General features: G+C 45.2%; 25 protein-coding genes. 20 read left to right on the forward strand and 5 right to left on the reverse strand.

Features of this window, described 5'->3' with window-relative positions:
* Positions 1-8: 8 nt before the first annotated feature.
* From ICV39_RS05335 to ICV39_RS05355, 5 genes are all read left to right on the forward strand, one after another.
* On the forward strand, positions 9-1313 hold the full coding sequence (locus tag ICV39_RS05335; RefSeq protein WP_215389126.1) for a TAXI family TRAP transporter solute-binding subunit: 1305 nt from the start codon (positions 9-11) through the stop codon (positions 1311-1313).
* 70 nt (positions 1314-1383) lie between these two features.
* Positions 1384-1542: a hypothetical protein gene (locus tag ICV39_RS05340; protein ID WP_215389127.1), complete on the forward strand. Its 159-nt coding sequence runs from the start codon at positions 1384-1386 to the stop codon at positions 1540-1542.
* Positions 1543-1568: 26 nt separating this feature from the next.
* Positions 1569-2324: a 2OG-Fe dioxygenase family protein gene (locus tag ICV39_RS05345; RefSeq protein WP_215389128.1), complete on the forward strand. Its 756-nt coding sequence runs from the start codon at positions 1569-1571 to the stop codon at positions 2322-2324.
* Positions 2325-2337: 13 nt separating this feature from the next.
* Positions 2338-3711 carry an acyclic terpene utilization AtuA family protein gene (locus ICV39_RS05350; protein WP_371816519.1) on the forward strand — a complete coding sequence of 458 codons (1374 nt, stop codon included), beginning with the start codon at positions 2338-2340 and terminating at the stop codon, positions 3709-3711.
* The gene (locus tag ICV39_RS05355) at positions 3708-4031 is read left to right on the forward strand and encodes a hypothetical protein (protein ID WP_215389129.1); all 324 of its coding nucleotides are present in this window, start codon (positions 3708-3710) and stop codon (positions 4029-4031) included. The genes ICV39_RS05350 and ICV39_RS05355 overlap by 4 nt, the downstream gene beginning before the upstream one ends.
* Positions 4032-4036: 5 nt before the next feature.
* Here ICV39_RS05355 and ICV39_RS05360 read toward each other — a convergent pair whose 3' ends face one another.
* A complete protein-coding gene (locus ICV39_RS05360; protein WP_215389130.1) occupies positions 4037-5008 on the reverse strand; it encodes a tripartite tricarboxylate transporter substrate binding protein in 972 nt (323 codons plus the stop codon).
* An 85-nt stretch (positions 5009-5093) separates the two neighbouring features.
* Here ICV39_RS05360 and ICV39_RS05365 point away from each other — a divergent pair, with 85 nt between their 5' ends.
* The 10 genes from ICV39_RS05365 to ICV39_RS05410 all read left to right on the forward strand — a co-directional run bounded on the left by ICV39_RS05365 (position 5094) and on the right by ICV39_RS05410 (position 14309).
* The gene (locus ICV39_RS05365) at positions 5094-6329 is read left to right on the forward strand and encodes a nitrate/nitrite transporter (protein WP_215389131.1); all 1236 of its coding nucleotides are present in this window, start codon (positions 5094-5096) and stop codon (positions 6327-6329) included.
* A gap of 10 nt (positions 6330-6339) precedes the next feature.
* Positions 6340-8781, forward strand: coding sequence for a heavy metal translocating P-type ATPase (locus tag ICV39_RS05370; protein ID WP_215389132.1), 2442 nt, complete (start codon positions 6340-6342; stop codon positions 8779-8781).
* Between the two features lie 9 nt (positions 8782-8790).
* Positions 8791-8970: a cbb3-type cytochrome oxidase assembly protein CcoS gene (gene ccoS, locus ICV39_RS05375; RefSeq protein ID WP_215389134.1), complete on the forward strand. Its 180-nt coding sequence runs from the start codon at positions 8791-8793 to the stop codon at positions 8968-8970.
* Positions 8971-9133: 163 nt separating this feature from the next.
* A complete protein-coding gene (ccoN, locus tag ICV39_RS05380; protein WP_215389135.1) occupies positions 9134-10573 on the forward strand; it encodes a cytochrome-c oxidase, cbb3-type subunit I in 1440 nt (479 codons plus the stop codon).
* Between the two features lie 11 nt (positions 10574-10584).
* Entirely contained in the window at positions 10585-11235 is a 651-nt protein-coding gene (gene ccoO, locus ICV39_RS05385) for a cytochrome-c oxidase, cbb3-type subunit II (RefSeq protein ID WP_215389137.1), read from the forward strand.
* A gap of 13 nt (positions 11236-11248) precedes the next feature.
* Positions 11249-11416 carry a cbb3-type cytochrome oxidase subunit 3 gene (locus ICV39_RS05390; protein ID WP_371816520.1) on the forward strand — a complete coding sequence of 56 codons (168 nt, stop codon included), beginning with the start codon at positions 11249-11251 and terminating at the stop codon, positions 11414-11416.
* On the forward strand, positions 11413-12339 hold the full coding sequence (ccoP, locus tag ICV39_RS05395) for a cytochrome-c oxidase, cbb3-type subunit III (protein WP_215389138.1): 927 nt from the start codon (positions 11413-11415) through the stop codon (positions 12337-12339). Before ICV39_RS05390 ends, ccoP begins: the two co-directional genes overlap by 4 nt.
* Positions 12340-12360: 21 nt before the next feature.
* Entirely contained in the window at positions 12361-13818 is a 1458-nt protein-coding gene (gene ccoG, locus ICV39_RS05400; protein ID WP_215389139.1) for a cytochrome c oxidase accessory protein CcoG, read from the forward strand.
* A gap of 30 nt (positions 13819-13848) precedes the next feature.
* Positions 13849-14052, forward strand: a complete 204-nt coding sequence (locus ICV39_RS05405) for a FixH family protein (protein ID WP_215389140.1) — start codon at positions 13849-13851, stop codon at positions 14050-14052.
* Complete coding sequence (locus ICV39_RS05410) at positions 14049-14309, forward strand: hypothetical protein (RefSeq protein ID WP_215389142.1); 261 nt, start codon at positions 14049-14051, stop codon at positions 14307-14309. The genes ICV39_RS05405 and ICV39_RS05410 overlap by 4 nt, the downstream gene beginning before the upstream one ends.
* Positions 14310-14311: 2 nt before the next feature.
* Here ICV39_RS05410 and fnr read toward each other — a convergent pair whose 3' ends face one another.
* Complete coding sequence (gene fnr, locus ICV39_RS05415) at positions 14312-15082, reverse strand: fumarate/nitrate reduction transcriptional regulator Fnr (RefSeq protein ID WP_215389143.1); 771 nt, start codon at positions 15080-15082, stop codon at positions 14312-14314.
* 62 nt (positions 15083-15144) lie between these two features.
* Here fnr and ICV39_RS05420 point away from each other — a divergent pair, with 62 nt between their 5' ends.
* On the forward strand, positions 15145-15864 hold the full coding sequence (locus tag ICV39_RS05420; protein ID WP_215389144.1) for a sulfite exporter TauE/SafE family protein: 720 nt from the start codon (positions 15145-15147) through the stop codon (positions 15862-15864).
* 3 nt (positions 15865-15867) lie between these two features.
* Here ICV39_RS05420 and ICV39_RS05425 read toward each other — a convergent pair whose 3' ends face one another.
* Positions 15868-16119 carry a GIY-YIG nuclease family protein gene (locus ICV39_RS05425; protein ID WP_215389146.1) on the reverse strand — a complete coding sequence of 84 codons (252 nt, stop codon included), beginning with the start codon at positions 16117-16119 and terminating at the stop codon, positions 15868-15870.
* A gap of 108 nt (positions 16120-16227) precedes the next feature.
* Here ICV39_RS05425 and clpB point away from each other — a divergent pair, with 108 nt between their 5' ends.
* Both clpB and ICV39_RS05435 read left to right on the forward strand, forming a co-directional pair.
* Positions 16228-18831: an ATP-dependent chaperone ClpB gene (clpB, locus tag ICV39_RS05430; protein ID WP_215389147.1), complete on the forward strand. Its 2604-nt coding sequence runs from the start codon at positions 16228-16230 to the stop codon at positions 18829-18831.
* A 50-nt stretch (positions 18832-18881) separates the two neighbouring features.
* Positions 18882-20114 carry an MFS transporter gene (locus tag ICV39_RS05435; protein WP_215389148.1) on the forward strand — a complete coding sequence of 411 codons (1233 nt, stop codon included), beginning with the start codon at positions 18882-18884 and terminating at the stop codon, positions 20112-20114.
* On the opposite strand, the gene ICV39_RS05440 is transcribed toward ICV39_RS05435, so the two are convergent.
* Both ICV39_RS05440 and ICV39_RS05445 read right to left on the reverse strand, forming a co-directional pair.
* Positions 20111-20845, reverse strand: coding sequence for a 5-oxoprolinase subunit PxpA (locus ICV39_RS05440; RefSeq protein ID WP_215389149.1), 735 nt, complete (start codon positions 20843-20845; stop codon positions 20111-20113). The two genes, ICV39_RS05435 and ICV39_RS05440, sit on opposite strands and share 4 nt — an antisense overlap.
* 11 nt (positions 20846-20856) lie before the next feature.
* Positions 20857-22584, reverse strand: coding sequence for a 5-oxoprolinase/urea amidolyase family protein (locus ICV39_RS05445; RefSeq protein WP_215389151.1), 1728 nt, complete (start codon positions 22582-22584; stop codon positions 20857-20859).
* A gap of 110 nt (positions 22585-22694) precedes the next feature.
* Here ICV39_RS05445 and ICV39_RS05450 point away from each other — a divergent pair, with 110 nt between their 5' ends.
* Together ICV39_RS05450 and ICV39_RS05455 are read left to right on the forward strand one after the other, a co-directional pair.
* Positions 22695-23957 (forward strand): MFS transporter, encoded by a 1263-nt coding sequence (locus ICV39_RS05450; RefSeq protein ID WP_215389153.1) that lies wholly within the window; start codon positions 22695-22697, stop codon positions 23955-23957.
* Positions 23958-23965: 8 nt separating this feature from the next.
* Positions 23966-24832 (forward strand): amidohydrolase, encoded by an 867-nt coding sequence (locus ICV39_RS05455; protein ID WP_251372629.1) that lies wholly within the window; start codon positions 23966-23968, stop codon positions 24830-24832.
* Positions 24833-24877: the final 45 nt, after the last annotated feature.

The following is a 24877-nucleotide window of genomic DNA, read 5'->3' on the forward strand; positions in this document are numbered from 1 at the left end:
TTCAATCTATGACAACTTATAAGAAATATCTATACAACCCATTTGCAATAGCTGTAGGTTTTTGTGTGGTGCTGGTTGCCATTTTTGCAGTGTTATGGATTTTGGTGCCACCGCCACCAAAAGTCATTGAAATGGCCACTGGATTTCCAACGGGCCTCTATTACCAGTTTGGCGAGCGCCTCAAAGAAGAGGTCGCTAAAGACGGCGTCAGCTTAGAGGTTAAAGCAACTGGTGGAACAATTGATAACTTGGGCTTATTGAATGATCCAAACTCCGGCGTCACTTTCGCGATGGTGCAAGGCGGTGTTGCGGATGTAAGCAAGTATCCGAATTTAGTCTCTATCGCCGGTATGTTTTATGAACCGATTTGGGTCTGGTATCGCGAGCCTGGATTTAAAAACGAAGGTGGCCGCTTACAAGTACTGGGGCAGCTCAAAGGTAAGAGAGTAGCGATTGGCAACGAGGGAAGCGGTACTCTTGCTTTAAGCACGGCTCTTTTGAAAATCAGTGGTATTAAAGAAAATGAAATCCACAGTGAAAAGCTAAAGCCAGATCAGGCTTTAGCTAAGCTCAGCAATGGCGAGCTTGATGCAGTGTTTATTGTGGCGGCAGCAGAAGCCCCAATTTTGAAGAAATTCTATGAAGTGCCTGGCATCCGCTTGATGAGTTTTGATCAAGCAGACGCCTATACGCGTAATTTGCCGTATTTATCTAAGGTAAATGTGCCAAGAGGCTTGTTAAGCATTGAACACGACATTCCAAAGCAAGATATTCAGGTGATCGCACCAACCGCTACTTTGGTGACTCAAGCCAATGTTAGCCCTGCTATGATCTCGCTTATGCTGAGCGCTTCTTATGACATTCTCAAATCTTATTCTCGCTTGCAAAAGCCGGGAGAGTTTCCCTCAAGTGTTGGCATGGATTTTCCTTTGCATGTCGATGCAGAGATTTATTTGAAGGATGGCCCATCATTTTTGCATCGCCATCTACCATTCTGGACGGCGGTTTGGGTTGGTCGCTTTGTGAAGATTGTGATTCCACTATTGGTGATTTTTATTCCACTCTTTACTTATATTCCATCGGCAAAGAACTTCTTGCTCAGATTGAAGCTTGCCCAAGTCTATGCAGAATTACGTGAGCTTGAAAGGAATGCGTTTAATCCAGATTTGAAGGAAAAAAATTTCCGGGATTTGGAAATTATTGAGAAACGTGTTGGCAATATCAAGGTATCCATGATGGACTCAAAAGAGTTATATGACTTAAAGGGTCACGTTGGGGATGTGCGAGCACGATTGAATCACTTGTATTCTTAATTCAGCGCTTCAAATAGAAGGCATATAGATTTTTAGTGGTTAAAAAATAAAAATAGTGGGAGACAATGCAATGCATAAAATGATTGCCAAGCCCGATGTTCGGGAAAAATTGATTGCACAGAGTTTGGATCTACATCCAGTGCCACCGGCAAAACTCTCTGGATTACTTAAAGATGAATTAGCTAAGTGGGCAAAAATTGTGAAGGCATCTGGCGCGCAGCTTGATTAAGCCTTAGCTTGCCCTACAATGAATCTATGACTGCAACCATTCTTTCTCCTAGACTGACTCCGGCAAAAGAGCTTGCTCAAGCATTAAGTCAAGACGGTTTTGTTGTGGCATCACCAGAAACGGTGGCGGAAATGAGTGGTGCGCCTCTGGCAAATTTGCAGAATCTCTCTCAATATTGGGAGGGTTTGCCGCGAGATCCTTATCTTAAGGATGGTGGTCGCTATCGTTTTCGTCGACATGCCAGTTTTGAGATTCAAAATCAAAGCTTGAATTTAGTCCCGCATCGCGCTCACTGGCAATCGCTAGACTACAACGCCTTGCATGGCGGTATAGAGCGTTGGTTTGAGCCTGTGCTTCCCGTCGTCTTAAATGATCCTGCTTGGCAAGGTGTATTGCTTGGCCTAGCCAATCTCTTAAGTGGTTTAAAGCCAGCAAGGACATGGTTTGTTGAGGCTCATCAGTTTCGAATTGATACAGCCGATGGTATTGGTCGTCCAACACCTGAAGGTGCACATCGTGATGGAGTGGATTTTGTTGCGGTATTTTTATTGGATCGCGTGGGTATTAAGGGTGGCGAAACCCGAATCTTTGATGCAAAAGGTTCTGCGGGATTGCGTTTCACATTAACTCAGCCTTGGTCATTGTTATTAATGAATGATGAGCGAATGATTCATGAATCTACCCCTATTCAGCCATTAGCCGACTATGGATATCGCGATACCTTGGTTCTGACATTTAGATCTAACGGTTTTCAAGACTCTCCTAACCGCAGCCAACAATAGCCACTAATTCATCGTGTCGGACATTTATCGCGTAGCTTGTGCCGCAGGGTTCTCAGGCGATCGCCTAGGGGTTGCCAAGCCACTGGTTAATGCTTTGATAAAGCATGGAGGACCGGGATGCCTTATTTTTGAAAGCCTAGCCGAAAGAACGCTTGCTCTTGCTCAACTAGAGCGTCGACAAAACGATCAACTGGGGTATGAGCCCTTGCTTGAAGAAATGCTTGAGCCCATTTTGTCTGCTTGTGTGCAGGCAGGAATTCCAATTGTGGGGAATTTTGGTGCTGCCAATCCATTTGCGGCTGCTGCAGTTATTACGCGCTTGGCAAAAGAAAAGAATTTGCCAGAATTAAAGATCGCAGTTGTTATGGGTGATGACATTTCAGGGCCTAGCTATCGAAAGATAATTGAGGCGCATCTTGCAAAGCCAGATCAAGAGTTATTGGCACATAGTCAGCTAGTTAGTGCGAATGTATATCTTGGTGCAAAAGAGATTGCGGATGCGTTAACTGCTGGTGCTCAAGTTGTGGTGACAGGTCGCGTTGCTGACCCCGCTCTTACTGTGGGTCCATTGATGTCTCACTTTAAAAAGAGTTGGGAAGATTGGGATTTCTTGGCTAGCGCCACGATGGCTGGGCACTTACTGGAATGTGGAGCTCAGGTTACCGGCGGTTATTTTGCAGATCCAGGTTATAAGGACGCTCCCAACTTAAGTAATGTCGGTTTTCCAATTGTAGAGTTTGATGCACAAGGCAATATCTGCGTTACTAAGCCTGAGGGTACTGGGGGTGTTGTTAACCGTTTAACCGTCACCGAGCAATTGCTATACGAGTTGCATGATCCTGCAGCTTATTTGACCCCTGATGTTGTTGCGGATATTACTCAAGCTACGATTTCCGATCTTGGAAATAACCGAGTTAAATTGAAGGATGTCAAAGGACATCCCAAGCCAGATTCTTTGAAGGCAAATATTTGTATTGATGGGGGATGGCTCGCTGAGGCGGAGATTTCGTATGCGGGTCACCACGCTCTTGAGCGTGCACAGTTAGCGGCACAAATTATCCGTGATCGAATTGACAAAGACTTAGATCTTAGAGTTGATTTCATTGGGTCATCTAGTGTTTTTGTGAGTGATTCTGGAGAGGGGCCTGCAATCATTCCTTCAAAATCTTTTGAAGATATTCGCCTTCGTGTTGCTGCGGCCCATCAGGATCGACAGTTAGCAATGCGAGTATGTCGCGAAGTGACTGCTTTATATACTTGCGGTCCTGCCGGGGGTGGCGGCGTTCGAACAAGCCTAAAACCTAGATTGAATACCTTGGTTGCCCTTATTCCTCGTGCTGAAGTAAAACCTTCCTACGTGTTTTATAAGGAGGAGCATTCAAAATGAAAAATCATTTAGTGCCTCTTCACCACATTGCCCATGCACGTACGGGTGATAAAGGTTCTCGGTCAAACATTAGTGTGATTGCGTATCGAAAAGAAGATTTTCCAATCTTGCAAAGAGAGTTGACGGAAGAAAAAGTCAAAGAACATTTTGGGTTCCGTCATCCAAGCGCAGTAACGCGTTATGACTTACCAAATTTACAGGCACTCAATTTTGTTATTGACGATCTATTAGATGGTGGCGTTAATCTATCTTTGAATCTAGATTCTCATGGTAAGAGCCTTTCTTATTGGCTCTTATCCATGGAGATTGATGCAGAGTAAGCTTCTTATTCCGCTTCCATTCCGGCGGCTTTAATTGCTTTGGCCCACTTCGCAGTTTCTAGTTTTATCTTCTGGTCAAGTGCTTCAGGGCTTCCTGGTTGTGTCTCAAAACCCAGTGAAGCAAAGCGCTCTGTTAACTCTTTAGATTTAGCGGCATCGTTAATTGCCTTATTAAGTTTCATTACCGCATCCTTAGACATCCCAGCTGGACCAAAGGCTGCAAAGAATGCAATCAATTCATAGTTCTTGATGCCTAGCGCCTCATTGACGGTGGGCAACTCAGGAATCGCTGGGGAACGTTTTAGTGAGGTCACCGCTAGACCTCGAATTTTTCCTGCTTGAACTTGTGGCAATGTCACCGCAAAGTCAGCCGTGAACATATTGACTTGACCTCCGATAAGATCAGTCATTGCATTCGGGCCGCTCTTATATGAAACGCCAGTCATCTTGATGCCCGCATCATTTGCTAGCATTTCAGAAGAGACGCGCTGAGAAGTGCTGGCATATGCAAATGTCATTTTTCCAGGATTCGCTTTGGCGATAGATACAAAACCATTTAGTGATTTAGCCGGCACATCATTATTGATGGCAACAATTAGCGGTACTGAGCCAAAGTAACCGATTGGTGTAAATGCGGTATCTTGGTTGTAAGGTAAGTTCTTGACCAGGCTTTTTAACGCAGCATTGGTGCTATTGGTTCCAAATAGCAGGGTGTAGCCATCCGCGGGTGATTTAGCAACTACATCGGCCCCGATCATGCCATTGGCGCCAGGACGATTTTCGACAACCACTGGTTGACCAAGAGACTCAGCCATCTTGGCAGCAAATGCTCGACCAATCTGATCGGTGGCGCTACCGGGTGCGAAGGGAACAATAGCTTTGATGGGTTTAGAAGGGTAGTTATCCGCAAAAGTTAGCGGACTTGATAGTGTCAGCAATGCACCAGCAAGATATCCAAGGAATGTTGTGCGTTTCATGTGGTCTCCATCCTATTTTTTATTAGTGTAGCGGGAATGGATGATCTGGGCGAGTAGAATGAGCTGACGATTTCACCGGTGCTCTATGCGTTTTCGATCAGTTGGCTACACCCCCTTTATGCTTATGGCGCAAACCTGTGCCTTATTGGGTTTCGCATGCTATGCCGTAGTTCTAGCCCCCCTTCAGGAAGAATGGCATCTTTCTAATCTCCAGTCTGGCTTAATTGCGAGTGCTTTTTTCTTTGGCTATATGTTGGCCGTACCTCTAGCGACAGCACTTACCGACCGAGTGGATGCTCGTAAGGTGTATTTGGTGGGCGGTATTTCGGCAACCTCCGGCTTATTGGGAATGGCGCTATTAGCAAACAATTTTTGGACAGCTCTTTTATTTATGTCTATTAATGGCGCTGGTCTTGCTGGCACCTATATGCCAGGACTCAAAATATTGTCTGATCGCATCCAGACTGGGGAGTTAACTAGACATATTGCTTTTTACACGGCGTTCTTTGGTATTGGCACTGGCTTTTCTTATTTATGTTCCGGTTGGATCTTGAGCGCCTTGGGTTGGCACTATGTATTTGGCATTATTGCGCTGGGACCATTCGCGGCATTTTTAATTGTGCTCTTTTGTATTCCGCCGTTGGCCCATGAAAAGTGGAAGGGTCCGATTCGAATTCGCTTGCATGACATATTTCCAGTGGATAAATGGAAGTTAGTCTTGATGGATAAAAAAGCATCAGGATTTATTTTTGGTTATACCGCGCACTCTTTAGAGTTGTTTGCCTCTAGAAGTTGGATTGTGGCGTTCTTTGCGTTTTGTGCTGCTGCTTCCGGGGAAAGCTTCTTCTTAACCGCCACCACATTAGCCGGCGTGATTAATTTCTTTGGGGTGCCCTCATCCATTCTTGGCAATGAAATCGCCTTGCGAGTTGGGCGCCAAAAGTGGGTTTGCATTGTGATGTTGACCAGCGCCATTATGGGAATTGCTTTAGCCTCTTCGACTGGGCACTCATGGTGGTTGATTGTCGCACTTGCCATTGGACACGCTATTTTCATTATGGCTGACTCTTCAACATTAACTGCCGGTCTAGTGATTAGCGCTCAAGAAAATATCAAGGGTGCTGCAATGGGTTTGCATTCCTTGATGGGATTTGGTGGCGGCTTAATGGGGCCGGCTATTTTTGGTTTTGTATTAGACGTTGCTGGTTCACGCTCTTCTTCGATTGCGTGGATTTGGGCTTACGCAGCTGTCGTGATTTGGGGTGTTCTATTTGTGATTTATGAACGTCGCAGTGGTTGGGTTGATAAAACCACTTCATGAGCAACTAAACATGAGTAGCAACCCTTTATTTACTTGTTACCACTGCTCAAACAGCATCCTGCCTCATGAGCTGATAGAAGCCGAGCTAGCTGGTGTACAGCGTCAATTTTGTTGTGCGGGTTGTATGGCGATTGCCCAAACGATTCATGGCGAAGGCCTTGAGGTGTTTTATGCGCGACGCGCGCAATCAAGCGAGAAGCCTGCGGCATATCTTGCTAGTAATGAGATTCCTGAAAATCTAAAGCCTTACGATGATCCATCATTGGGTGCGCGTTTTACTCGACCTTATGGTGACGCGGGTGATTTAGAAACAACTTTGCGTTTAGAGAAGATTCGTTGTGCTGCATGTGTGTGGTTGTGTGAGCAACATCTCAGAAGAATCTCTGGTGTGAAAGATGTGCAAATCAATTATGTAACGCAGAAAGCAATTGTGCGTTATTCGCCTGAGAAAACTAGTCTTGCTCGTTTGCTATTTGAGATTGAGCGCATTGGTTATGAAGCTTGGCCGTTTGAGCCTTCCTTATCTTCCGAGAGATCCAAGAAGGAGCGTCGCCAACTATTAACTCGGCTTGGCGTGGCGATGTTAGGCATGATGCAAGTCATGATGTATGCATGGCCAAGCTATGTAGGCGCTGACATTACTCCCGAGTTTGAGGTGTTATTGGGCTGGACAAGCTGGGCCCTAACCGTGCCCGTGATGGTGTATTCGGCTGGCCCTATATTTCAAGCCGCATGGCGTAGCGTACGAACATTTAAACAAACCCATATGTTGGGTATGGATGTCCCAATTGCTTTGGCATTATTTTTAGCGTTTACTGCTGGCACGATTAATCTCATCAAAGGATCGGGTCAGAGTTACTTTGATTCGATCACGATGTTTGTCGCATTTATTTTGGCGGCTCGTTATGTAGAGCTATTGGCAAGGCAGGATGCACAAGGTGGTGCGGAAGCCTTAGCAAAACAACTTCCAGCAACCTGTGAACGATTAAGTAATTACCCAGAGTCAAGAGCAACCTCGGTTGTGCCTGTAGTCAATTGCACCGCAGGGGATTTCTTACGTGTATCACCAGGCGAAGTACTTCCTTCTGATGGCGTTTTGGTTGAAAGCCCCAGTTCCTTAGATGAGTCCTTGCTAACCGGTGAGTCCAAACCTGTCGATAAAGGAATTGGTGATCGTGTTTATGCTGGAACTCACAATATTCTCAACCCCTTGATTATGCGTGTTGAAGCGATAGGGCAATCCACCCGTATTGCTGGCATTGCCTCCTTGTTGGATCAAGCTCTGCTTGCCAAACCGGTCATGGTTAGCCTGGCTGAAAAATGGACGGCTTACTTTGTCGGATTTCTTTTGCTCAGTGCATTTATTTCTGCAACGATTTGGTTGTACTTTGATCCTAACCAAGCTTGGACGGTATTGGTTTCGGTATTGGTTGCAAGCTGTCCATGCGCACTTTCATTGGCTGTGCCAACTGCGCTCGCTGCGGCACAGGGCGCTATTACAAAATTAGGTTTACTGATTGTGCGTGGCCATGTGCTCGAGGGCTTATCTAAAGCAAGCGATTTGGTTTTAGATAAAACTGGTACCTTGACTATGGGTCAGCCTGAGCTGAAAGAGATTGTGATTCTCCGTAGTGGCTTTGCTAGGCAAGATGCATTAGCCATTGCAGCAGCACTAGAGGTTGGTCAAAAGCATCCGTTGGCTCTATCAATATTACGCGCTGTTGAACTGGAAAACATAGCTCCCATTACGCTATCTGAGCCAGTAAATAACCTGCTTGGAAAGGGCCTGAGTTCTAGTTCATATCGTCTTGGAAGCGCTGATTGGCTGGGCTTTCAGCAGGATCCAATCAATTCATCTGATGGCCAATATGGGCAAGTGCATTTAGCAGATGAACAAGGCGTCATTGCAAGCTTTGTTTTCTTAGATGCACCAAGACCTGGTTTAGAAAACTTATTACAGGTAGTTAAGAAAAAAAATATTCGAGTGCATTTGGTATCTGGTGATAATGCACGCACAGTTGCTTGGTGGGCAAAGCTAGTGGGGATTGAAAATTATCGCGGTGCTTGTACGCCCGAAGATAAATTTGATTACATCGAGCACTTGCAAAAAGAAGGGCGCTTTGTATGGGCAATTGGAGATGGTGTAAATGATGCGCCCTTGCTTGCGCGTGCTGATGTTTCTGTTGCAGTGGGTGCGGGTGCACCACTTGCTGCTGCTGGTGCGGATGCAATATTGACGGCAAATTCTTTAGAACCTTTAGCTAAAGCCTTAGCATTGGCTGATAAGACGCAAGCAATCATTAAGCAAAACTTGTTGTGGGCATTGGTATATAACGTATTGGCAATCCCGGCTGCGATGCTGGGTCTAGTAAATCCATGGATAGCGGGAATAGGAATGTCTCTATCTTCGCTGGCAGTCACATTAAATGCCTGGCGTTTGAGAAAGGCATAGACTGTCGGAATGGAAAGTTTATATTTGCTAATTCCTATCTCATTAGGTTTATTAGTTTTGATTGTTTGGTTTTTAAATTGGTCTATCAAGAGTGGTCAATTTGATGACTTGGATGGCCCAGGAGAGGCTATCTTGATGGATGATGACACTCCAAAACAAGATAAAGTTAGTGAACGCTATAAAAAATAGCTATATAAATCAATAATATATGATTTATATAGGCGGTTTTCGTTTATATCGTGAATTTGCCCTACCCTTTTTGATGTAGATCAAACCTCGACAGTCATCTTAATTTGATAATTGACACTATCTATTTGAATTATGTCGCTGTTTGGTCAAAAAAGGAGAAACCATGGGACTAGCCGTGGGGAGCAATCAAGATACCTTCAATTACAAAGTAGTTAGTCAATTCGCTATTGTTACTGTTTTATGGGGAATTGTTGGTATGCTCGTGGGCGTCATACTCGCTGCACAGTTAATTTGGCCTGAGATTACATTCAACATTCCTTGGTTAAGTTATGGTCGTTTACGTCCATTACATACAAATGCGGTGATTTTTGCATTTGGAGGCTCAGCGCTTTTTGCAACTTCCTATTACATTGTTCAGCGGACCTGTCAGGCTCGATTATTTAGCGATAAATTAGCTGCTTTCACTTTTTGGGGTTGGCAGTTAGTCATAGTTGGTGCAGCGATCACCTTGCCGCTTGGAATTTCTACCTCGAAAGAGTATGCCGAGCTCGAGTGGCCACTTGATTTACTGATTACAGTAGTGTGGGTTGCTTATGCAATAGTCTTCTTTGGCACTATCATGAAGAGGAAAACAAAGCATATCTACGTCTCGAATTGGTTTTTTGGGGCGTACATCCTAACAATTGCCATCCTTCATATTTTTAACAATATTGAGATGCCTGCAAGTTTATGGAAATCTTATTCTGCATACGCAGGGGTTCAAGATGCCATGGTTCAATGGTGGTATGGCCATAACGCAGTAGGTTTCTTCTTGACTACCAGCTTCTTGGGCATGATGTATTACTTCATTCCTAAGCAGGCAGAGCGTCCAATTTACTCATATCGTTTGTCAATCGTTCACTTCTGGGCACTGAACTTTACTTATATGTGGGCGGGTCCTCATCACTTGCAACATACCGCTCTGCCTGATTGGACTCAATCTTTAGGTATGGTGTTCTCACTGATTTTGTTAGCGCCTTCTTGGGGTGGCATGATCAACGGCATCATGACATTGTCTGGTGCATGGTACAAGTTGCGCCGTGATCCTATTTTGAAGTTTTTGGTCGTGGCCCTATCCTTCTACGGCATGTCTACCTTCGAAGGCTCCATGATGTCAATTAAGACTGTCAATAGCTTGTCTCATTACACAGACTGGACTATTGGTCACGTGCACTCTGGCGCTTTAGGCTGGGTTGCTATGATCACTATTGGTTCTTTGTACTATCTCATTCCACGTTTGGTTGGTCAGAAAGATATGTACAGCACTAGGTTAATTGAGCTGCATTTTTGGATCGCAACAATCGGAGTGGTTATTTATATTGCTGCAATGTGGATTGCTGGTGTGATGCAAGGTTTGATGTGGAGAGCCTTTGAGCCAGATGGCACATTGACTTATAGCTTTGTGGAATCTGTAAAAGCAACCTATCCTTTTTATGCTATTCGTTTGCTGGGCGGCTTGTGTTATTTGAGTGGAATGTTGTTAATGGCATATAACGTATTTAAAACTGTGCAGGGCAAGAAATTTGTAAATGCGCCGATTCCTAATGCAGTTGTTGCTCACTAAGGGGGAAGAAAATGTCTAGCGAAAATAAATTCTTTTCCCATGGTACGCTTGAGAAAAATGTTGGTTGGTTGATTATTGCCACTATTGTGGTTGTTTCAATTGCAGGACTTGTACAAATTGTTCCATTATTTTTTCAACACTCTACAACTGAGCCCAGCCCGGGGGTAGTGCCATACACTGCGTTACGTTTAGCGGGTCGTGACATATATCAGCGCGAAGGTTGTGTTGGGTGTCATTCACAACAGATTCGTACTCTTCGTTCTGAAGTAGAGCGTTATGGCCCATATTCATTGGCTGGTGAGTCTGTTTTTGATCACCCATTCCTTTGGGGTAGCAAGCGTACCGGTCCAGACTTAGCTCGCGTTGGGGGTCGTTATTCCGATGCTTGGCATCAAATCCACTTAAACAACCCACGTGATGTGGTGCCCGAGTCCAATATGCCTGCATATCCATGGCTATCAAAGAATGCAGCTAATGCGGGCACTATCCAGTCGCATATGACTGCAATGCGTCGCTTGGGTGTGCCTTATACCGATGAAGACATTGCAAATGCACCAAAAGAATTAGAAGGAAAGACCGAGCTTGACGCGTTGATTGCATATCTTCAGGGTCTTGGAGTTTCGCGTCGTTACATTATTGTTGATGAAGTAACCAATAAGTAAAGCTGCAAAACAAATGGAAAAAATTATTCCCTATCTTTCAGCTTTTTCTACTGTCATAGGTTTAATCTTTTTTCTTGGAATTGTTTGGTGGGCATGGTCACCACGAAGAAAAGAAGCTAATCAGGAATCGGCTGAACTTCCATTTGATCTGCCGGATGAATTTAGTAAGGAAAAATCATGAGTGACTTTCTGAGTAGCGGTTGGAGCACATATATTGCCCTCGTGGCATTGATTGGTATTATTTGGTGTGTATGGCTTTTATTTTCACAAAGAAAAGCAAAGGTAGTTCACACTGCAGACGGTGCCGTTGCTGATACTGGCCATGTTTGGGATGAAGATCTACGCGAACTAAATAATCCGCTACCACGTTGGTGGATGTGGATGTTCTTAATCTCTTGCATATTTGCTTTGGTTTATCTAGTGCTCTATCCAGGACTCGGCTCCTATCCAGGCATATTGGGCTATAGCACTGACGGCGCCTTGATGAAGTCGATGACGAATGCAAATGATGAGCTCAAGCCAGTCTATGCAAAATATGTGAAGATGGATATCGAACAAATTGCTGCCGATCCACAAGCCCGTGAAATGGGTCAACGTCTGTTCTTGAATTCTTGTGCACAATGTCATGGCTCTGATGCTGGTGGCTCTAAAGGATTCCCGAATTTGACCGATGGCGACTGGTTGTATGGCGGTTCACCAGAAAACATCAAAACAACCATTACCAATGGTCGCGGCGGTGTGATGCCTCCATTCCCACAATTAGATAGCAAGCAAATTGTGGACGTAGCCAATTATGTTCGTAGCTTATCCGGCTTGCCTGCTGATGATCTCAAAGTAGCACGTGGGGCAGAAGTATTTAAAGCAAACTGTGCAGCTTGTCATGGTCCAGACGGAAAAGGCAATATTGCTTTAGGCGCCCCAAATCTTACAGATAAAACTTGGCTGTATGGTGGTTCTGAGGCAACCATTATTGAGACGGTTACTAAGGGTCGCATGGCAATGATGCCTGCTCAAGATAAAGTGTTAAGTCCTGAGAAGATTCAGTTGTTAACCGCTTATGTATGGGGCTTATCAAATAATAAGCAGGCACCTGCAAGTAAGTAATACAGGGTAAGTGAAGTAACAGTGTCAGAGAATTCGCCGGGTGGAAAGCCCGTTCCGATAGAGGTAATAGAGGAATCTCTTTACGAGGTCCGGCGAAAGATTTACCCGCGTTCTGTCTCGGGCTTGTTTGCCCGCTGGCGTTTTATCTTGGTATTCGCCACACAACTCCTCTTTTATGGCCTGCCTTGGCTGAGTTGGAATGGTCGTCAAGCAGTTCTCTTTGATTTAATTCAGCGTAAGTTTTACATCTTCGGTTTGGTTTTATGGCCGCAAGATGTGATCTATCTCACGCTGCTGCTAATTCTTTCTGCTTTAGCCTTATTTCTATTTACTGCGGTAGCAGGCCGTTTATTTTGTGGCTACGCATGTCCGCAGACGGTTTATACAGAGATCTTTATGTGGATCGAGCGCAAGGTCGAGGGTGATCGTTTTGCGCGGATACGTCTAGATGGCGAAGAGTGGCCATGGAGCTTTAAAAAGTGGCGCCTGAAGATCACCAAGCATTTCCTGTGGCTGGTGATTGCCTTTTGGACCGGTTTCACATTCATTGGTTATTTCACCCCAATTGAAACCTTGGGTGCCGCTATTTTGCATTTGTCCTTAGGCCCATGGCAGACATTCTGGTTGTGTTTCTACAGCTTTGCCACTTGGGGTAATGCAGGCTTTATGCGAGAGCAAGTTTGCAAATACATGTGTCCATACGCACGCTTCCAAAGCGTGATGGTCGACAAAGACACCTTCTTAGTGACCTATGACAAGGTTCGCGGTGAGCCTCGTGGAAGTCGCAGTAAGTCTGCTGATCATGCTGCTTTAGGCTTGGGTGATTGCGTTGACTGCAGTATTTGCGTGCAAGTTTGTCCAACAGGCATTGATATTCGAGATGGTTTGCAATACATGTGTATTGGTTGTGGCGCCTGTATTGATGCATGTGATCAGGTAATGGAGAAGGTAAATTATCCAAAAGGCTTAATTCGGTATACCACCGAGAGAGCGATGTTGGATAAAGAGACCAATCAAAGTGCCATTAGGCATATATTGCGTCCACGGGTGATTTTCTATACAGGATTTATTACGCTGTTGGCTTCCGCCTTCCTATTTTCTTTGGCCACCAGAAATCCGCTCCGTGTTGATGTCATGCGTGACCGTGGTGCTTTGGCGCGCGAGGTAGAGGGTGTGCGGATTGAAAATATTTATCGCATTCAAATCATGAATGCATCCGAGAACCCAATGAAGGTTCAGGTTAAAGCAACTGGTCTGAATGATTTGAGGATTTTAAATTCTCAAGGTCAAGAGGTAACCGAAATTAATGTTAGTCCTGCAAGTAATCAATTAATGCCAATTAAAGTGAGCACCAATATTGGCCAAAACGATCCTGGTAACTACCCAATTCATTTTGATGTCACTGCGCAAGAGCAGGCTGGCAATGAATTTATTACGAGAACACGTAATGAAAAATCCAGCTTTATTATTCCTCGTTAAGCTAGCAAGCGAAAGATGGAGAGCAAGCATATGACCGAACAGCAGATTAGTAAGCCTTGGTGGAAGCAGCTATGGCCTTGGCTCTTAATTAGCGGCCCTGCAGTCGCGATGATTGGTTGCATCATTACGATTTGGCTTGCAGTCAATATGTATGCTGATAAACCTTTGCGTGATGGAGTGGTAAAGCAAGGTTTAAAAGTTGAGCAACTTAAAGATGCGCAGGCTCACAAATGAAATATCGTCTACTCATTTGGATTTTGTGGCCTTCATTCTTGGTTGCTGGTATGGCAGAGGGTTTGTTGTTTACCGTTATCCACCCACAAGATTTATTGTTCTTTGGATACCATCCAGACGTATCTGATGAGGGTATTTACACCATTGGATTTTTTGTTATCTGGACTTTTTGCGCTGTCTCTAGCGCTCTTACAGCTTATATCTTGCCTGGTATCGAATCGCCAGACAATAAAGAAATCGACCGCGGATTGATTTAGTCCTATCCCTGTTTTAGCGGGATATCAGGGCTAACGCAGGCGGTTCTATCTGGATTTGGTATACCCGCTAACTCATAGAGGCCGTTCATATCAATGAGCTTGATATGGCGTTGTTTGATTTGAATGAGTCCTGATTCGGCAAAGCGCGAAAGCATGCGGCTGACCGTTTCTATCTGAATGCCGAGATAGCTACCAATGTCGACACGACTCATACGTAAATCAAATTCATTATTTAAATAACCACGTGCCGCTAGGCGTTGCGAGAGGCTGAGTAGAAAAGCAGCCAATCGTTCTTCGGCACGCATTGTGCCAAGAGAAAGTAAATGACGCTGATCTTGCGTGAGCTCGCGACTCATGATGCGATGAAACTGATTTTGTAGAACAGGGATTTGTCGTGCAAGATCCTCAAATGCATCGTAACGAATAATGCATACGTCACTCTCTTCTAGGGCAATCGCGTCAGATTGGTAATGACCATCCCCGATGCCATCTAATCCCAAAATTTCACCGGGTAGATGAAAGCCAATGACTTGTTGTCGGCCATCTTGCAGGCAGTACTCAGTTTTGAGGGTGCCAAAACGGACGCTATAGACTGAACTTAATGGATCGCCGTGGCGATAAAGGCTTTCACCTTTTTGTAAATGCACCCGCTCTTTTACTAAGGTGTCAATTTTGGATACATCGCTAGAGCTGAGGCCAACCGGTAGGCAGAATTGCCCCAAGACGCAAACCGAGCATTTGCTGGTAGGGGTATCGGTAGACTTGTAATTCATAATGGCTTAATTATGCAGACAGTTTATTCTACTAGGGTGAACGATAGTCCTATCCCCTTTAAATGCTGACCGCCAGCCTGTTGACTGCGGTTTTTTTGGGCGCACTCGTCAGTGGTTGGCACTGCGCCTTGATGTGTGGCGGTATTGCTGCTGCCATTGAGCGCCCTGTAGCATCCCAGATGCCCTTAAAAACCAAATTTGAGCTTTTATATGACCAACTCATTATGCACATGGGTCGTATAACTACCTATGTCTTATTGGGTGCTCTCGCCGCTTGGATTGGGGTAGTAGTCTGGCAGCAAAATGTCTTACCGATTCAACGCAGCTTATTTGTAGTGACTTCCATCCTGTTATTTTTAATGGGTATTCGCCTTCTGAACTTAGGTGGGTCTAGTAAGCGGATTAGCGCCAGATGGCTTGGTGCTCAAATTGCAAATTATTGGGCCAAATATTTAGGCCGTTATGCAAATAGCCCTTCGCGCTGGTTTAGTGGGATGTTGTGGGGGCTCGTGCCTTGTGGTTTGGTCTATGGTGTATTGCCATTAGCTTTTTTATCTGGTGATGTATTGACAGGCGCAACCATCATGTTTGTATTTGGTTTGGGAACTTTGCCAAACTTATTATTGATATCCAAGTTTTCTGCAGCATTAACTCAGTTTGGGCAATACGCATGGGTGCGGTATTTTGCTGCTTCCTTACTATTTATTGGTGCTGGGTTTGGGTTGTATCGTGCGTGGATTTTGCCTGACGCATTGCTTAAAGGCGGTTTCTGCCTAAGTTAGTTGCTACCCCTCTTTAGCTTGAAAGAATGCCAATTTTTCAGATCGGGCAAGACGCTTCAATTGGGCCTCAGCTTTAGAAGCCTCGGATCGGTTTGGGTGCTCTTGAGTTGCCAATAATTGGACTGGTCCGCGGGATCGGGTATAGCGCGCACCTTGTCCTGAATTATGGGCATTAATCCGATGTTCAAGGCGATTGGTAATGCCAGCATAGTAGCTGCCGTCTGAACATTCAAGAAGGTAAACAAACCAGGTCAAAATGAGGTCAAATTTGGGTTAAAAAAGGGCTTTAAAAAGCCTTGAAATTCGCAAGATTGCCCATATATTCTATAGATATAAATATATGGAAAACATGAGGCAATAAAAATGAGAATAGATAAATTAACTACCAAATTTCAGCAGGCTTTGAGCGAGGCTCAAAGTATTGCTTTAGCTAAAGATAATCAATATATCGAGCCAGCACATCTATTGTTGGCAATGTTGCGGGACTCTGATGGTGCCGCTAAGAGTTTATTAACTCGTGCTGGGGTGAATGTTGCTGGTCTAGAAAAAGGCACGGAAAAAATCATTAATAACCTCCCAGAGGTGCAAGGCACCAGCGGCGAAGTTCAAGTAGGGCGCGATCTCGCCAATTGGCTCAATTTATGCGAAAAGGAAGCTAACAAACGAAATGATCAGTTCATTGCTGGTGAATTATTTTTGCTAGTAGTAGCTGACGATAAAGGCGAGCTCGGTAAAGTGGCTCGTGAGAATGGTTTAAATCGTAAATCACTAGAGGCGGCGATTGATTTAGTCCGCGGAGGAGAGTCAGTGAATAGTGCAGATGCTGAAGGTCAACGTGAGGCCTTGAAAAAATATACCGTGGATTTAACTGAGCGTGCTCGTATGGGCAAGCTCGATCCTGTCATTGGTCGTGACGATGAAATTCGTCGCACCATTCAGATTCTGCAAAGACGCGGTAAAAATAATCCCGTTTTAATTGGTGAGCCAGGCGTAGGTAAAACTGCGATTGTGGAGGGTTTGGCGCAACGCATAGTGAATGGCGAGGTGCCTGAGACATTGAAAGACAAACGTGTTTTAGTGTTGGATATGGCTTTGCTATTGGCGGGTGCGAAGTATCGTGGCGAATTTGAGGAGCGCTTAAAAGCAGTCCTGAGCGATGTCGCTAAAGACGAAGGTCAGACCATCATCTTTATTGATGAAATTCATACGATGGTCGGCGCAGGTAAGAGTGATGGCGCAATGGATGCTGGCAATATGCTTAAGCCTGCTTTAGCTCGTGGCGAGCTACATTGCATTGGCGCAACTACCTTAGATGAATATCGTAAGTACATCGAGAAAGATCCCGCATTAGAGCGTCGCTTCCAAAAGGTCATGGTAGAAGAGCCAAGCGTAGAGGCAACAATTGCTATCTTGCGCGGTTTACAAGAGCGCTATGAGCTTCACCATGGAATCGAAATTACTGATCCAGCGATTGTTGCTGCGGCTGAGTTATCTCACCGCTACATCACTGACCGTTTCTTGCCAGATAAAGCCATCGATTTGATCGATGAAGCGGGTTCACGCATTCGCATGGAGATTGACTCCAAGCCTGAAGTCATGGATAAATTGGATCGCCGTTTGATTCAGCTCAAGATTGAGCGTGAGGCAGTCAAGAAGGAGAAGGACGAGGCTTCTCAGAAGCGTCTTGCTTTGATTGAGGATGAAATTAAACGCCTTGGTGCTGAATATGCCGATCTAGAGGAAATCTGGAAGGCAGAGAAAGGTGCTGTATTAGGCGCTGCTCATCTCAAAGAAGAGATTGAGAAGGTTCGTGCAGAAATCGCCAAGTTGCAACGTGAGGGCAAGCTCGAAAAGGTGGCTGAGTTGCAATATGGCAAATTGCCTGAGCTTGAAGCAAAGCTCAAGTCAGCTGCTGCCGCTGAGGCAAAGGGTGATAAGGATGGTGTTGTGAAGAATAAGCTTCTTCGCACACAAGTTGGCGCAGAAGAAATCGCTGAAGTAGTTTCCCGTGCGACAGGTATACCTGTATCTAAGATGATGCAAGGCGAGCGCGACAAGCTTCTCAAAATGGAAGAGCTATTACACAAGCGTGTGGTTGGACAAGATGAGGCTATTCGTGCTGTATCCGATGCAATTCGTCGTTCTCGTGCTGGTTTGGCTGAAGAGAATCGCCCTTACGGATCTTTCTTGTTCTTAGGACCAACAGGTGTTGGTAAAACTGAGCTTTGCAAGGCATTGGCCGGGTTCCTATTTGACAGTGAAGACCATTTAATTCGTATCGACATGAGTGAATTTATGGAGAAACATAGCGTTGCTCGTTTAATTGGCGCGCCTCCTGGTTATGTTGGTTACGAAGAGGGTGGTTATTTGACTGAGCAGGTACGGCGTCATCCATATAGCGTGATCTTGTTTGATGAAATCGAGAAGGCGCATCCAGATGTCTTTAACGTACTGTTGCAAGTACTTGATGATGGTCGTCTAACTGATGGTCAGGGTCGTACTGTAGACTTCAAGAACACTGTCATTGTGATGACCAGCAATATTGGATCGCAGTTAATTCAGTCTATGGCGGATAAGAAACAGGCTGAAATCAAGGAAGCAGTTTTTGAAGAATTAAAGAATCACTTCCGCCCTGAATTCTTAAACCGCATTGATGAAATCGTGGTGTTTCATGGTTTGGATAAAGACAATATTTCTAATATTGCCAAGATCTTGTTGAAGAACTTGTCGGAACGCTTGGCGAGAGTGGATATGCAACTTGAGGTGAGTGATGCTGCTTTAAGTAAGCTTGCTGAGGTTGGTTTTGATCCGATCTTCGGTGCGCGTCCATTAAAACGCGCCATCCAGCAGCACATCGAGAACCCTGTTTCTAAGATGATTCTGGAGGGCAAGTTTGGTCCTAAGGATGTTGTTCCGGTTGATGTGGATAAGAATGGCGAGTTCAGCTTTACCCGCCAAGTGCATTAAACCTTAGTAGTTTTTTTGCAGGAATCATCCTGCGCTAGTACACTCGGTACATGACTGTTGCGCTTAGTAGGCGTGCCAGTGATGTCCGGGTTATTAGTCTTATTAGCCTAGCGCACGGCAGCTCCCATTTTTTTCATCTGATTCTTCCGCCAATGTTTCCGTGGTTGAAGAATGAATTCGCACTCAATTACGCCGAGCTTGGGCTATTGATGTCCATCTTCTTTGTGGTTTCTTGCGTGGTGCAGGCATCATCAGGGTTTTTGGTTGATCGCATTGGCGCAAGACCCATTCTTTTCGCTGGAGTGGGTTTATTGGCTTTAGCTGCACTTACTTATTCTCAAAGCAATGGGTATTGGATGTTGGTGATGGGCGCGATGATCGCAGGGTGTGGCAACGGTATTTTTCATCCAGTTGATTACACGCTCATTAATCACAAAATCTCGCCGCCAAATTTGCCTTATGCCTATTCCATGCATGGTGTAACAGGTTACCTGGGCTGGGCTGCAGCGCCGGCATTCATGGTGGGGATTGCGCAGATTTCAGATTGGCGTATTGCTTTCTTGTCAGCAGCTTTATTAGAGGCAACAATTCTATTAATTCTTTGGATGAATAAGAATCAGTTGATTGATAACGTTAAAGAACGTCATGAGGGCGCTCAAGAAAATAATTCATCCGGCAAGTCTGGGGTGGCTCCAGAAGGGGCATTTGCGTTTCTAAAGTTAAAAGCGGTTTGGTTGTGCTGGATTTTCTTTTTCTTTAGCATGGCCTCTACCTCAAGCTTGCAATCGTTTTCGCCCAGCGCGCTTTTCAAGATTTATGATTTACCCGTCAATGTCGGAAATTATTACTTAACACTCTTGGCGCTTGGTAGTGCAGCAGGTGTTTTGGTGGGCGGGTATCTAGCTGCGAAGTTGTATACCCCAGAGCGAATAGTGTCGAGCTTTCTATCTATCACCATCATCATTTGTTTGCTTTTGGCGACAGGCTTAATTCCGCTGCAGATTATCCCGATTGTTTTTTGCACCCTGGGATTTGGGTACGGTGTTGTTGCCCCATCAAGAGACTTGTTGGTGAAATTAGCAACCCCCAAAGGCGTTGCCGGAAGGGTTTATGGCATCGTGTATTCAGGAATTGATTTGGGTGCAGCTGTAGGACCCTTCGTGTTCGGCTTCTTTATGGATGCCGGACTGCCCAAAGCGCTTTTCATTGGTATTGCCCTATTCCAGTTGATGATTATTCCAACCGTATTTAAAGTTTCATCAACTACTCACAAGCCTGCTTAAATATTTGGGTGCGACTGTAGGGCGCCTTTAATTTTCTTTGCAAAATCGACTGCGTGTGGGTTATCGCCATGGATGCACAAAGTATCAGCCTGAATGGCAATCTCCTTCCCATCAATTGAAGTAACAATCCCATCATTTGCCATTCCTAGCACTTGTTTAAGCGCTTGTTCATCATCTTCAATTACTGCGCCCGCTTGAGTTCGTGGTACCAGAAATCCTTCTTGCGTATAGCGACGATCAGCAAATACTTCTTGCCAAATGGGTACATTGAGTTCATTGGCTGCCTTCACAAGACAACTCCCTGCTAAGCCATACAAAATCACTTCATTGCCTAGATCTTTTACAGCTTGCGCGATTCCGCGAGCAAGTTTGATATCTCGAGCTGCTTGGTTGTAAAGGGCGCCGTGAGGTTTAATGTGATGAAGCACTCCGCCTGCTGCTTTTACAAATGCCTGTAGAGCGCCAGCTTGATATAGGGTGTAGCGATAGGCGTCTTGATCTGAGATGGCCATTTCACGTCTGCCAAAGCCAGCTAAATCTGGTAGGCCTGGATGTGCGCCAATGCGAACCTTTTTTTGAATTGCGAGCTCAACTAACTTTTGCATGCGAGCAGGATCGCCAGCATGCCAACCGCAAGCAATGTTCGTAGAGGTAATGTAGTCAAGCAAAAGGGCGTCATTTCCCATTTCCCAAGCCCCAAAACCTTCGCCCATATCGCTATTAATATCCATACAAATTTCCGTTAGTTATCAATGATGGTCTGAATTGCGTTCATAGTGGATTCTTGTAACTTTAATGCCTCTGCATTGAAAGTGTCTGCTTCCTCTAGATCAATCAATTGGAGTTGTAATCTGCTGCCCGGTTTTGCCTGGGCTAATTTGACAAGATCGGAACGAATAACTTCAGCTAGTCTCGGATATCCGCCAGTTGTTTGGTGTTCAGCCAACATAATGATTGGCTCATGGGATGGGGGGAATTGCACCGTTCCAAATGTAATTGCTTGAGACGGAGTATTGGGTAAATCTTTTTTTGCTTTGAAGTCGCCCTGCAGGCGAACGCCCATACGATTGCTTTGGTTACTCACCGTCCAAACTGTAGACCAAAATAATTCACGCTCTTTTGCGCTGAGAAATGATAAGTGCGGACCAGCCAAGCAGCGAACTTGGGTGATTGAATTGGTTGGCAAAAATGGTGATCGAATTTGCCACTTTGGATAACTAGGTAAATCATCTTCTTTGTAAAGTGATTTTAGGAAACTAGATTTCAGTGGTGCTTTAGGATTTGCGAGAGTAATTTGATCTCCCTTTTCCAAACGCTTAGGTCCAATGTCAGCGCTGATGTGTGAACCAAAGCGACCCAATGTTTCGGGGAGATCTAGTCCACCACCAATAGCGAGTACGCTTCTTAGTCCTGGATTCAAGGGCGAAAATTTGAGAGACGCCCCCCTTGGAATCCACACAGGTCGATTGCCTGGAATGCGTTGATTGTTCACAATTCCTTCGCATCGAGCACCAACCCAAGCTACGCAAGCTGCCTCATGAAAAAACAGGCTAGGGCCAGTAGAGGTCATTTCAATAGCTACTGTCTCTGGTGAATTGCCGACTAATGCATTTGCTAAATGTAGGGAGGCAATATCACACGCACCTCCAGGGCCTACTGCCCAATGGGAAAGACCTGAGCGTGGTCCATCCTGAATAGTGCTAAATGTGCCCGCTTGTAAAACCTCAATTGATGCTTCTGATTTATTTTTATCAAGCGAGCGAATTACTTCTTTAGATATATTTGCTTGATCTAGCCGATGAAATTCATCAAGCGAGATTTCTTCAATTTGCATTTGATCGCCAGCCATAAATAAACCTGGCGGATTCATGTTGATATCAAATAACTTGTTAGGTGATCTACCGATAATGTTCCAGCCACCAGGTGTAACGCGTGGATAGATAGCTGTTTGTAATTCCGCAATCGCGACACTGCCCTTGGGTACGGCTGGTCTAGGTGAGGCTAATCTTGGTAGACGCAATTGCGGGTTAAGCCCGCTGAAATATGTGAAGCCCGGCATGAAGCCGAGAATGTCTGCGGTATATACACTTTCTTTATGCAGACGAATAGCCTCTTCAGTAGATAGCTTGCAAGCTTTGGCGATAGCAAGCAAATCTAATCCGAGATCTGGGTGGTAGCAGACTTGAATGCGGTGAATCTTGTTCGGACTTGTTTTTCGGCTTTTCTGTTTTTCAAATTGCTCCCCAATTTTTTGAATATCTGCTAACGCTTGTTCGCGCGTAGTCTTGGAGTTGTCTGAAGTGCGCTGTAGTTGAATGACAAGTGAGTCAAGCCCCGGCACGATCTCGGCAGCCCAACTGGGTTTATTGGCAAAGAGAACCTTGCTAAGCGCATGAATACTTTTAAGAGGTTCATTTGACTTCGAGAAATCAATCAGTACGCTGTGGTCGCCGATGAGTGTGCAGTGCATTATGAAATGAAATTAAGGGTTTACTCTAGTTTGCCCTATAAGCAGAATATTTGGGTTATAAATGCGTTACTCATTCGCTAATTTAAAGCCTAAAACAAAAAGGAGACAAAATGAGTCAACAAACGGATACTAGTCTGACCGGTTTCTATAAGGTCATGAACCCCAAAGAAAAGAAAACATTCTGGGGTTGCTTTTTAGGTTGGGCGCTTGATGGCATGGATTTCATGATTTATCCATTGGTGATCGGCACCATTATTGCCGTGTGGCAGGTAGATCGTGGAATGGCTGGTCTAGCAGTTACAGGAACCTTGCTTGCTTCCGCATTCGGTGGATGGTTTGCTGGATATCTCGCCGACCGAATTGGACGTGTTCGCACTTTGCAATTCACCATCTTATGGTTTTCTAGTTTTAGCCTGATCTGCGCATTCACGCAAGACTTCAATCAACTCATGATTGCTCGCGCACTCTTGGGATTTGGTTTTGGTGGTGAGTGGGCTGCGGGAGCGGTATTGATGGGTGAAACCATTCGCGCTGAATATCGTGGTCGCGCGGTTGGTACCGTGCAGTCTGCATGGGCGATCGGCTGGGGCGCTGCGGTTCTCTTGCAAGCTATTATGTTTAGTCTATTACCGGCTGATATGGCATGGCGCGCAATGTTCGTAGTTGGCTTCTTCCCTGCATTACTGCTCTTGTATATTCGTCGCCATGTAGATGAGCCAGAGATTGCAAAAGTCGCTCGTGAAAAAGTGGTTGCAGCGGGTCAAGCACCTTCGATCTTGGAAATCTTCAAGCCTGGTATTTTGAAAACAACTATCTTGGCTTCATTGCTGACGATGGGTGCGCAAGGTGGCTACTACGCTATCACTACTTGGGTACCAACCTTCCTCAAAGCGGAACGTAAGTTAACTGTGGTTGGATCCACTGGTTATCTGGCTTTCTTGATTGTGGGAAGCTTTATTGGCTACCTCGTGGGCGCATGGATGGCAGACCGTTATGGTCGCCGGAAATTATTCATGACATTCTCACTTGGTGCGATTGTCTTGGTGATCGCATACACTCAGTTAGAAATCACTAACGAGATGATGATGTGGCTTGGCTTCCCATTGGGCTTCTTTGCTAGCGGTTACTTCTCTGGCATGGGCGCTTTCTTGACAGAGTTATTTCCAACGCGTTTGCGTGGATCCGGACAAGGCTTTTGCTATAACTTTGGTCGTGGCATCGGCGCTTTGTTTCCAGCATTAGTTGGTTACTTCTCAGCTCAATATGGATTAGCAATGGCGATTGCGATTTTCGCAGTGATTGCGTATGGCGTATTCTTTATTGCGGCAGTGATTCTTCCGGAGACTCGTGGACGAGAGCTACAAGCCAATTAAGGAAGTTTGTGTCTGCAGTAGATATTCCGTTTTGCCCTGGACCGCCTGAACATCAGAGCGGTCCTTTTTCTTTTAAGCTGCCACATGGCGCGGTGGATACGCATGCGCATGTGATTAGCGCAGCGAGCTTTGTGCCCGATCGCTCGTATACATCACCAGAAGCAACGGAAGAGCAATATATTCGTATGCTTGATGAGGTCGGTATGACCTATGGGGTTCTCATTCAAGTGAGTGTGAATGGTCAGGATAACGAACCCATGTTGAGGGTGCTTGAGAATCATCCTAAACGCTTGCGTGGTGTCGCTGTACCCTTGCTCAATCAGTCGGATGCTTATTACCAAAGAATGAAAGATGTTGGTGTTGTCGGCATCCGTATGAATTTGATGTTCTCTGGCGGTGGTTTAGATATCTCAAAGCTGGAAGAGTGTGATGCGCTTGCCAAGGATTGGGGTTGGCATATTCAATTCTTATTAGATGCAAATGATTTGCCTGGTTTGATGCCACGCATGCAAAAGTTGCAGTCAACTTTAGTTATTGATCATATGGGTTATTTACGCACATCCGTTGGATTACATTCATCTGGATTTCGCGCCTTGCTGGATTTAGTAAAAGAAAGAGCATGGGTAAAAGTTTCAGGCGCATATCGTTTAACCGATGAACCACCTCCATATTTGGATGTAGTGCCTTATGCCAAAGCATTAATTGCTGCCTCACCAGATAGATGTGTATGGGGATCTGATTGGCCGCATGTTGCAAACTGGGGGATCATGCCGCGAGTGTCCCAAATGCTAGAAAGCTTGGCTTTATACGCTCCCGACGAGCAGCAGCGCAATCGGATACTTTGTGACAATCCACAGCGTCTTTATTTTTCATAATATGAAACTTCATTACACTGCGTAAAATGCACTGCAGCATAGCGT

It is taken from the genome of Polynucleobacter sp. MWH-UH25E (assembly GCF_018687095.1).
Lineage (GTDB): Bacteria > Pseudomonadota > Gammaproteobacteria > Burkholderiales > Burkholderiaceae > Polynucleobacter.

What these genes read in the sequence shown, in the direction of transcription:
- ICV39_RS05335 (WP_215389126.1), top strand. Translation starts at nt 9, where the DNA reads ATGACAACTTATAAGAAATATCTATACAACCCATTTGCAATAGCTGTA.
- ICV39_RS05340 (WP_215389127.1), top strand. Translation starts at nt 1,384, where the DNA reads ATGCATAAAATGATTGCCAAGCCCGATGTTCGGGAAAAATTGATTGCA.
- ICV39_RS05345 (WP_215389128.1), top strand. Translation starts at nt 1,569, where the DNA reads ATGACTGCAACCATTCTTTCTCCTAGACTGACTCCGGCAAAAGAGCTT.
- ICV39_RS05355 (WP_215389129.1), top strand. Translation starts at nt 3,708, where the DNA reads ATGAAAAATCATTTAGTGCCTCTTCACCACATTGCCCATGCACGTACG.
- ICV39_RS05360 (WP_215389130.1), bottom strand. Translation starts at nt 5,008, where the DNA reads ATGAAACGCACAACATTCCTTGGATATCTTGCTGGTGCATTGCTGACA.
- ICV39_RS05365 (WP_215389131.1), top strand. Translation starts at nt 5,094, where the DNA reads ATGCGTTTTCGATCAGTTGGCTACACCCCCTTTATGCTTATGGCGCAA.
- ICV39_RS05370 (WP_215389132.1), top strand. Translation starts at nt 6,340, where the DNA reads ATGAGTAGCAACCCTTTATTTACTTGTTACCACTGCTCAAACAGCATC.
- ccoS (WP_215389134.1), top strand. Translation starts at nt 8,791, where the DNA reads ATGGAAAGTTTATATTTGCTAATTCCTATCTCATTAGGTTTATTAGTT.
- ccoN (WP_215389135.1), top strand. Translation starts at nt 9,134, where the DNA reads ATGGGACTAGCCGTGGGGAGCAATCAAGATACCTTCAATTACAAAGTA.
- ccoO (WP_215389137.1), top strand. Translation starts at nt 10,585, where the DNA reads ATGTCTAGCGAAAATAAATTCTTTTCCCATGGTACGCTTGAGAAAAAT.
- ICV39_RS05390 (WP_371816520.1), top strand. Translation starts at nt 11,249, where the DNA reads ATGGAAAAAATTATTCCCTATCTTTCAGCTTTTTCTACTGTCATAGGT.
- ccoP (WP_215389138.1), top strand. Translation starts at nt 11,413, where the DNA reads ATGAGTGACTTTCTGAGTAGCGGTTGGAGCACATATATTGCCCTCGTG.
- ICV39_RS05405 (WP_215389140.1), top strand. Translation starts at nt 13,849, where the DNA reads ATGACCGAACAGCAGATTAGTAAGCCTTGGTGGAAGCAGCTATGGCCT.
- ICV39_RS05410 (WP_215389142.1), top strand. Translation starts at nt 14,049, where the DNA reads ATGAAATATCGTCTACTCATTTGGATTTTGTGGCCTTCATTCTTGGTT.
- fnr (WP_215389143.1), bottom strand. Translation starts at nt 15,082, where the DNA reads ATGAATTACAAGTCTACCGATACCCCTACCAGCAAATGCTCGGTTTGC.
- ICV39_RS05420 (WP_215389144.1), top strand. Translation starts at nt 15,145, where the DNA reads ATGCTGACCGCCAGCCTGTTGACTGCGGTTTTTTTGGGCGCACTCGTC.
- clpB (WP_215389147.1), top strand. Translation starts at nt 16,228, where the DNA reads ATGAGAATAGATAAATTAACTACCAAATTTCAGCAGGCTTTGAGCGAG.
- ICV39_RS05435 (WP_215389148.1), top strand. Translation starts at nt 18,882, where the DNA reads ATGACTGTTGCGCTTAGTAGGCGTGCCAGTGATGTCCGGGTTATTAGT.
- ICV39_RS05440 (WP_215389149.1), bottom strand. Translation starts at nt 20,845, where the DNA reads ATGGATATTAATAGCGATATGGGCGAAGGTTTTGGGGCTTGGGAAATG.
- ICV39_RS05445 (WP_215389151.1), bottom strand. Translation starts at nt 22,584, where the DNA reads ATGCACTGCACACTCATCGGCGACCACAGCGTACTGATTGATTTCTCG.
- ICV39_RS05450 (WP_215389153.1), top strand. Translation starts at nt 22,695, where the DNA reads ATGAGTCAACAAACGGATACTAGTCTGACCGGTTTCTATAAGGTCATG.